6 protein-coding genes and 1 pseudogene are annotated in these 6,854 nt (G+C 66.3%); 2 read left to right on the top strand and 5 right to left on the bottom strand.

Annotated elements, in window-relative coordinates:
• Both VGC77_RS21230 and VGC77_RS21225 read left to right on the top strand, forming a co-directional pair.
• Positions 1 to 117 (top strand): annotated as a pseudogene (locus VGC77_RS21230) (IS110 family transposase); the annotation flags it as partial.
• A 755-nt stretch (positions 118 to 872) separates the two neighbouring features.
• Entirely contained in the window at positions 873 to 2,144 is a 1,272-nt protein-coding gene (locus VGC77_RS21225; RefSeq protein ID WP_414709706.1) for a TCR/Tet family MFS transporter, read from the top strand.
• Between the two features lie 536 nt (positions 2,145 to 2,680).
• Here VGC77_RS21225 and VGC77_RS21220 read toward each other — a convergent pair.
• The 5 genes from VGC77_RS21220 to VGC77_RS21200 form a co-directional block, all read right to left on the bottom strand.
• Positions 2,681 to 3,424: an SDR family NAD(P)-dependent oxidoreductase gene (locus VGC77_RS21220; RefSeq protein WP_331173543.1), complete on the bottom strand. Its 744-nt coding sequence runs from the start codon at positions 3,422 to 3,424 to the stop codon at positions 2,681 to 2,683.
• A gap of 123 nt (positions 3,425 to 3,547) precedes the next feature.
• Positions 3,548 to 3,727 carry a hypothetical protein gene (locus tag VGC77_RS21215; protein ID WP_331173542.1) on the bottom strand — a complete coding sequence of 60 codons (180 nt, stop codon included), beginning with the start codon at positions 3,725 to 3,727 and terminating at the stop codon, positions 3,548 to 3,550.
• 9 nt (positions 3,728 to 3,736) lie between these two features.
• Positions 3,737 to 5,239: an amidophosphoribosyltransferase gene (gene purF, locus VGC77_RS21210; protein ID WP_331173541.1), complete on the bottom strand. Its 1,503-nt coding sequence runs from the start codon at positions 5,237 to 5,239 to the stop codon at positions 3,737 to 3,739.
• Between the two features lie 21 nt (positions 5,240 to 5,260).
• The gene (locus tag VGC77_RS21205) at positions 5,261 to 5,893 is read right to left on the bottom strand and encodes a CvpA family protein (RefSeq protein ID WP_331173540.1); all 633 of its coding nucleotides are present in this window, start codon (positions 5,891 to 5,893) and stop codon (positions 5,261 to 5,263) included.
• Between the two features lie 216 nt (positions 5,894 to 6,109).
• The coding region (locus VGC77_RS21200; protein ID WP_331173539.1) for a magnesium chelatase domain-containing protein at positions 6,110 to 6,854 on the bottom strand (745 nt) is incomplete at its 5' end.

The raw sequence follows: 6,854 nt of genomic DNA, 5'->3' as shown, positions 1-6,854 counted from the left end.
CAGCGCCTGATCAGCGCTGGTAAGCCCAAAATGGTCGCCCTGATCGCCGTCGCCCGAAAGCTCCTCACCACCCTCAACGCAATCCTGCGGGACAATCAGCCATGGCAAAACGCTTGACAACCAAGACAGTCGCTGAGGTGCCCGAGCAACGCGAGGGCCTCGAAGGATGCGGCTGCAAGCGCGGCCGCGCCGGAGCTGGGGCGGCGTCACGTCCGTGGCCATCCTTCGAGACACCCGGCTTCGCCCTGCGGGCTTCGCCGGGTTCCTCAGGATGACGCTGATTGAGCGGCTGATGTTACTGATCCAGTCCCCACCGCCGTCATCCTGAGGTGCCCGAGCAACGCGAGGGTGTGGCTGCAAGCGCGGCTGCGCCGGAGCTGGGGCGGCGTCACGTCCGTGGCCATCCTTCGAGATACCCGGCTTCGCTCTTCGAGCTTCGCCGGGTTCCTCAGAGTCTGACTCAAAAAGCGATCAATGAAATCAGGCCTTCAACCCGTCATTGCGAGGAGCTCTTGCGACGAAGCAATCCAGGGCCACGCTTGAAGCCCCTGGATTGCTTTGCATCGAAGTCGGCGCTGCGCGCTGCCCTCGGCTCGCAATGACAAAAACCCCTGATTTTGCTCGCTGCTTTTTCGGTCAGACACTCAGGATGACGCGGCGCAAGTGGGGAGGCTGGGCGTTGGCGTCGCGAGCGGCGGCGAATGCCCGCCATTTTGCGAATTGCCGCCTCCGCCTGGAGGCATTAGCTTGTGCGGAGGCGCCGGCCCATGGCGCGAGGCGCAGCACATCCCATGAGTGTCGATCAGCCAGTCGCCGAGGCCATCGCGACGCCTCCGCCGGCGACGCCTGGCTCCGAGTCGCCTGCCTCCAAGTTGCCTGAGCCCGCGCCGCCCTCCGAGACGCCGGCTGCGCCGCGCCGCGCCGCGGTCGGCTTCATCTTCATCACCATCCTGCTCGACATGCTGTCGATCGGCATGATCCTGCCGATCCTGCCGAAGCTGGTGGAGAGCTTCGCCGACAACAACACCGCCGACGCCGCCAAGATCTACGGCCTGTTCGGCACCGCCTGGGCGCTGATGCAGTTCTTTGCCTCGCCGGTGCTCGGCGCGCTCTCCGATCGGTTCGGCCGCCGCCCGGTGATCCTACTGTCGAATTTCGGCCTGGGCTGCGACTACGTGATGATGGCGCTGGCGCCGTCGCTCGGCTGGCTGTTCGTCGGCCGGATGATTTCCGGCGTCACCTCCGCAAGCATCTCGACCTCGTTCGCCTATATCGCCGATGTGACGCCCACGGAGAAACGCGCCGCGGTGTTCGGCAAGATCGGGGCGGCGTTCGGGCTCGGCTTCATCTTCGGGCCGGCGATCGGTGGGCTGCTCGGCGGCGTCGATCCGCGGCTGCCGTTCTGGGTGGCGGCGGGCTTAAGCCTCGCCAACGCACTGTATGGCTACTTCGTGCTGCCGGAATCGCTGCCGAAACAGCGCCGCTCGCCGTTCAAATGGCGCCGCGCCAATCCGCTCGGCGCGCTGCGGCTGTTGCGCTCCAACGTCACGCTGTCCGCGCTGGCGGTGGTGACGTTCTGCGCCGAGGTGGCGCATGTGGCGCTGCCGGCGACCTTCGTGCTGTACACCACCTATCGCTACGGCTGGGACCAGACCACGGTCGGGCTGGCGCTGGCCTTTGTCGGGCTGTGCACCACCATCGTGCAGGGCGGGCTGGTCGGCCCCGCGCTGAAGCTGCTCGGCGAACGCTGGGCGATCATCATCGGCTATGGCTGCGGCGCGCTCGGATTTGCGATCTACGCCTTGGCGCCGAACGGGGCGCTGTTCTGGATCGGCACGCCGGTGATGACGATCTGGGGCATCGCCGGGCCTGCGACCTCGAGCCTGATGACGCGGCTGGTGCCGCCGGATCAGCAGGGCCAGTTGCAGGGCGCCACCACCAGCGTCAACTCGATCGCCGAACTGGTCGGGCCGTCGCTGTTCACGCTGATCTTCGCATACTTCATCGCCGACGGCACGCCGATCGATCTGCCCGGCGCGCCGTTCCTCGTCGCAGGCTTGCTGCTGTTGCTGTCGATGCTGATCGCCGGCCACGCGGTGGCGGCGATGAACCGGCAAAAGGCGCAGGCGGCGGCTGATACTTAAGGGCTGTCATTCCGGGGCGCGAGCCCCTCTTAGAGCTATTCCGGTTCTGATAGAATCAGAACCGGAGCTCTAGATTCTTATTTTGACGCGTTTTCTTCACGCGAACCGGGATCCACTTCGCTCGAAAACGCTATAGGCGAGCGAACCCGGAATCTTGCCACGCGTCGCTCGAACGCTCTTCCCTGCAGCGAGATTCCGGGTTCGCGAGAGCTATCGCTCTCGCGCCCCGGAATGACGCCATGATGAATTTTGAGCGCGGTGGCACACCTTTGGTCGCCGCCAATTGCGCATCGCGCAGTCGCGATCATGCAAAACCTATCCGCGCGTCGTCCCTGCGCAGGCAGGGACCCATCACCCCTGGCGGTTGATGTGAAAAATCGGCTTTGGCCGCAGTGCTAAAAAGCTCGTCCGCACGGTATGGGTCCCTGCGTTCGCAGGGACGACGCGGGGAGAGGTGCGGGATTCATCGCCGCCGAGGTGCGCGTAGATTGCCTTGACAGCGCGTCGCTGACGCCATCGCGACAGTGCAGCCAGCATCACACCGCCGCGGCAAAGTGCTTCAGCGTGCGGGTGGCGTAGTCGAAGAGCTTGCCGTGCTCGCCCCACGATGGCAGGCACAGCGGCAGCAGGGCTTCGGCGACTTCGGCCGGCGTCGGCAGCGTCTCGGGATCTTCGCCCGGCATGATGGTGGCGCGCAGTCGGCTGCGCAGCGCCCCGGGATCGAACAGGTTGACGCGCAGGTTCGTGGTGGCGTTCTCCGCCGCCCACACCCGCGTCAAGGTTTCCAGCGCCGCTTTCGACGCCGCGGCCGGGCCGCGATAGGCCGGCGCGCGGCGCGCCTCGTCGCAGCTGATCATCACCGCGCGGCCGGCGTCGGACACCCGCAGCAGCGGCTCCATGCAGCGGATCAACTGGAAATTGGCATTGAGATTGATCGCCACCACGTCGCCCCACGGCTTCGGCGCGATATGGCCGAGCGGCGACGACGGCCCGGCGATGCCGGCACTGCCGACCAGGATGTCGAGCTTGCCGTGGCGCTCATACAGCGCGCCGCCGAGCCGGGCGATCGCTTCGAGATCGGTGAGGTCGAGCGGCACCAGGGTCGCGCCTTCGCCGGTGTCCTTACGAATCTCGTCGTCGAGTTCTTCGAGCCCGCCCTGGGTCCGCGCCACCGCGACCACATGGGCGCCGGCCCGGGCCAGCGCGCAGGCGGTGGCGTAGCCGAGCCCGCGCGAGGCGCCGGTGACGAGAGCGATGCGGGAGGCGAGGGGCAGGGTCATGGCGCGCTGTGATCCGTCACGGCCGGGCGGAGGCCGGCGATTCAAGGCGTCTTTTTAAAGCCGTTGCGCCCCGGCACAAGGCCGGGCGCGACGAACTTTAGCGTGAGGGCGAAAGCCGCGACATCAACCGAAAAGCCGCCGCACCATAAGCGTCGCCAGGAGCGGCCCGAGCAGGGCGCCGGCGATCATCAGAATGGCCGCCGCCAGCGCGCCGGCGACGTCGCGGTCGATCAGCATCGGCACCAGATAGCCGACCGCGATCGAGCCGAACCAGACCGCGACAAACACCGCGGCCTTTGCCATCGTCGGGCGTCAGCTCGCTTCCGCGAGCAGCGACAATTGCCGCGGCTGCGATTCGGTCTGGTTGTGGTCGGTGAGCGGGGTCGGATAGTCCCCGGTGAAGCAATGGTCGGTGAATTTCGGATGCGCCGGATCGCGGCCGGGCTCGCCCATCGCGCGGTAGATGCCGTCGACCGACAGGAACGCCAGCGAATCCGCGCCGATCAGTTCGCGCATCTCCTCGAGCGAATGGGTGGCGGCGAGCAGCCCGGCGCGGTCCGGGGTGTCGATGCCGTAGTAATCCGGATGGGTGATCGGCGGCGAGGCGATGCGGAAATGCACCTCGCTGGCGCCGGCGTCGCGCATCATCTTGACGATCTTCTTCGAGGTGGTGCCGCGCACCAGCGAATCGTCGATCAAGACGATGCGCTTGCCTTCGATCGCGGCGCGGTTCGCCGAATGCTTCATCCGCACGCCGAGCTCGCGCACGCTCTGGGTCGGCTGGATGAAGGTGCGCCCGACATAGTGATTGCGGATGATGCCGAGTTCGAACGGCACGCCGGACTGCCGGGAATAGCCGATCGCGGCCGGCACGCCGGAATCCGGCACTGGCACCACGACGTCGGCCGCGACATGGCTTTCGCGCGCCAGTTGCGCGCCGAACGCCTTGCGTACGTCATACACCGAGCGGCCGCCGACCAAGGAATCTGGCCTGGCGAAATAGATGTATTCGAAGATGCAGGGCCGCGGCGGCATCGGCGGGAACGGCTTGTGGCTGGTGACGCCGTGGCGGTCGAACACGATGACCTCGCCGGGCTCGATGTCGCGGACATATTTGGCGCCGATGATGTCGAGCGCACAGGTCTCCGAGGCGAGAATCGGACAATCGTCGAGTTCGCCGAGCACCAGGGGACGAATCCCCAACGGGTCGCGGGCGCCGATCAGCTTCTTGTTGGTCAGCGACACCAGCGAATAGGCGCCCTCGATGACGCGCAAAGCCTCGATGAAACGATCGACGAAGCGCGGCCGGCGCGAATGCGCCACCAGATGCAGGATCACCTCGGTATCGGTGGTCGACTGCATCATCGCGCCGTTGCGCACCAGTTCGCGGCGCAGCGTCAGGCCGTTGGTGAGATTGCCGTTGTGGCCGATCGCAAAGCCGCCGGCGTTGAGCTCGGCGAACAACGGCTGCACGTTGCGCAAAATGGTTTCGCCGGTGGTGGAATAGCGCACATGGCCGACAGCGGCGGTGCCGGGCAGCCGCGCGATCACATCGGCGCGCGAAAACGTGTCGCCGACCAGGCCGAGCCGGCGCTCGGAATGAAATCGGCCGCCTTCGAAGGAGACGATGCCGGCGGCTTCCTGGCCGCGGTGCTGTAGCGCGTGCAGCCCGAGCGCGGTGATCGCCGCGGCGTCGGGATGGCCGAAAATGCCGAACACGCCGCATTCCTCGCGCAGCGTGTCGCCGTCCATGTCGAAATCAAGATCGGGTTCGGGCGACTGTGCTGCTTCGGAAGGGCTCTGCATCTCGTTCATCACGCCTCGATCCTCGCTTGACTAGCGTTTGGCCGGCTTGCCTTCGATCAGCTTCTTCAAATCGTCGCGGGCATTTTTCGGATAGCCCTCGGCAGCCGGCGGCGTCGCCTGATCAGCGTCGGTCTGATCGTCTTCCGGCTTGTTCTTCTTGAACCTCTTCAAGATGGTATTTTCAGGGTCATCCGGCAAGAGCGCCATCAACCAATCTCCGGTTCCCTGCAACACGGTGCGGGATTTCGCCGCCGTCACCCAATCCGGGCGCTGCTTGTCGGGAACCAGCCAGATGAAGAACTGATAGGCCACAACCACGATCAGCAAGCCGCGCGCCAGACCGAACAGGAAGCCCAGCGTGCGGTCCAGCGCGCCGATTCGCGAATCCAGGATCATGTCGGAGATCCGCACGGTGATGATCGAGACGATCACCAGCGTGCCGATGAACACCCCGGCGATCACCACCACCGAGGCCACGGTGTCGCTGCTGAAATAGGTTTTCGCGGTGGGGAGCAGCTTCTGATAGGCGTACAGCGTCACCAGCGCCGCAGCGCCCCAGGCGGCGATCGACAGCACTTCGCGCATGAAGCCGCGCACCATCGCCAGCAGGCCGGATATCAACATCACCGCGAGCAGGACGAGATCGAGAATGGTAATCGGCATCGGCTGGTCAGGTCCGCTCGTAAATCGAAACCGCGAATCGGCAGGTCGCCGGGTGGCCTTAAGTGATGGACATTGGCACGGCCCGCAACACCGGAAAATCGCAAACGGAGCCGTCGGAACAGCATCGGTCCGATGGCTTAAGGGTCCGTGTCACAACTCGCTCGGATGCCGCGCCGCCGCGTTATAGCGGTGGCGCCGCCCGAGGTCACGCGGGCATTAGCCCTCCTGGCGACGGAATCGCGCCGGCGCGGCGTTTTTCTCCGGCGCTGTGCTTTTACCGTTGTCGCGGCCGGGCTTCGGCGAGCCGCGCGCGGCAATGTCGGCGACCAGACCGGACAGTCCGCCGACGCTGTTGAGCGTGAGCCCAGCATCGCCGCCGGCGTCGCCGCGCGCCGATTCGGGCAGCACGGCGCGGGCAAAGCCGAGTTTGGCGGCTTCCTTCAGTCGCGCCGAGCTCTGCGCCACCGGCCGCACCGCGCCGGACAGCGAGATTTCGCCGAAATACACCGCGTCGGTCGGCAATGGCGCATTCGCCAGCGATGACACCAAGGCGGCGGCGGCGGCCAGATCGGCGGCGGGTTCGTTGATCCGCAAGCCGCCGGCGACGTTGAAGTAGACGTCGTAGCCGGACAGTTTGACGCCGCAATGGGCCTCCAGCACCGCCAGCACCATCGACAGGCGGCTCGAATCCCAGCCGACCACCGCGCGCCGCGGCGTGCCCAGCGTGGTTGGCGCGACCAGCGCCTGCAGTTCCACCAGCACGGGGCGTGTGCCTTCTATGCCGGCGAACACGGCGGTGCCGGGACTGCCGAGATCGCGCTCCGACAGGAACAGTTCGGACGGGTTGGAGACTTCGCGCAGGCCGAGGCCGGTCATCTCAAACACGCCGATCTCGTCGGTGGGACCGAAACGGTTCTTCACGGCGCGCAGGATTCGGAACTGCTGCGAGCCCTCGCCCTCG

It is taken from the genome of Rhodopseudomonas sp., assembly GCF_036404135.1.
Lineage (GTDB): Bacteria > Pseudomonadota > Alphaproteobacteria > Rhizobiales > Xanthobacteraceae > Rhodopseudomonas_A.
Note: the sequence above shows the minus strand (reverse complement) of the source record. Positions and strands in the feature narration are given on the sequence as shown.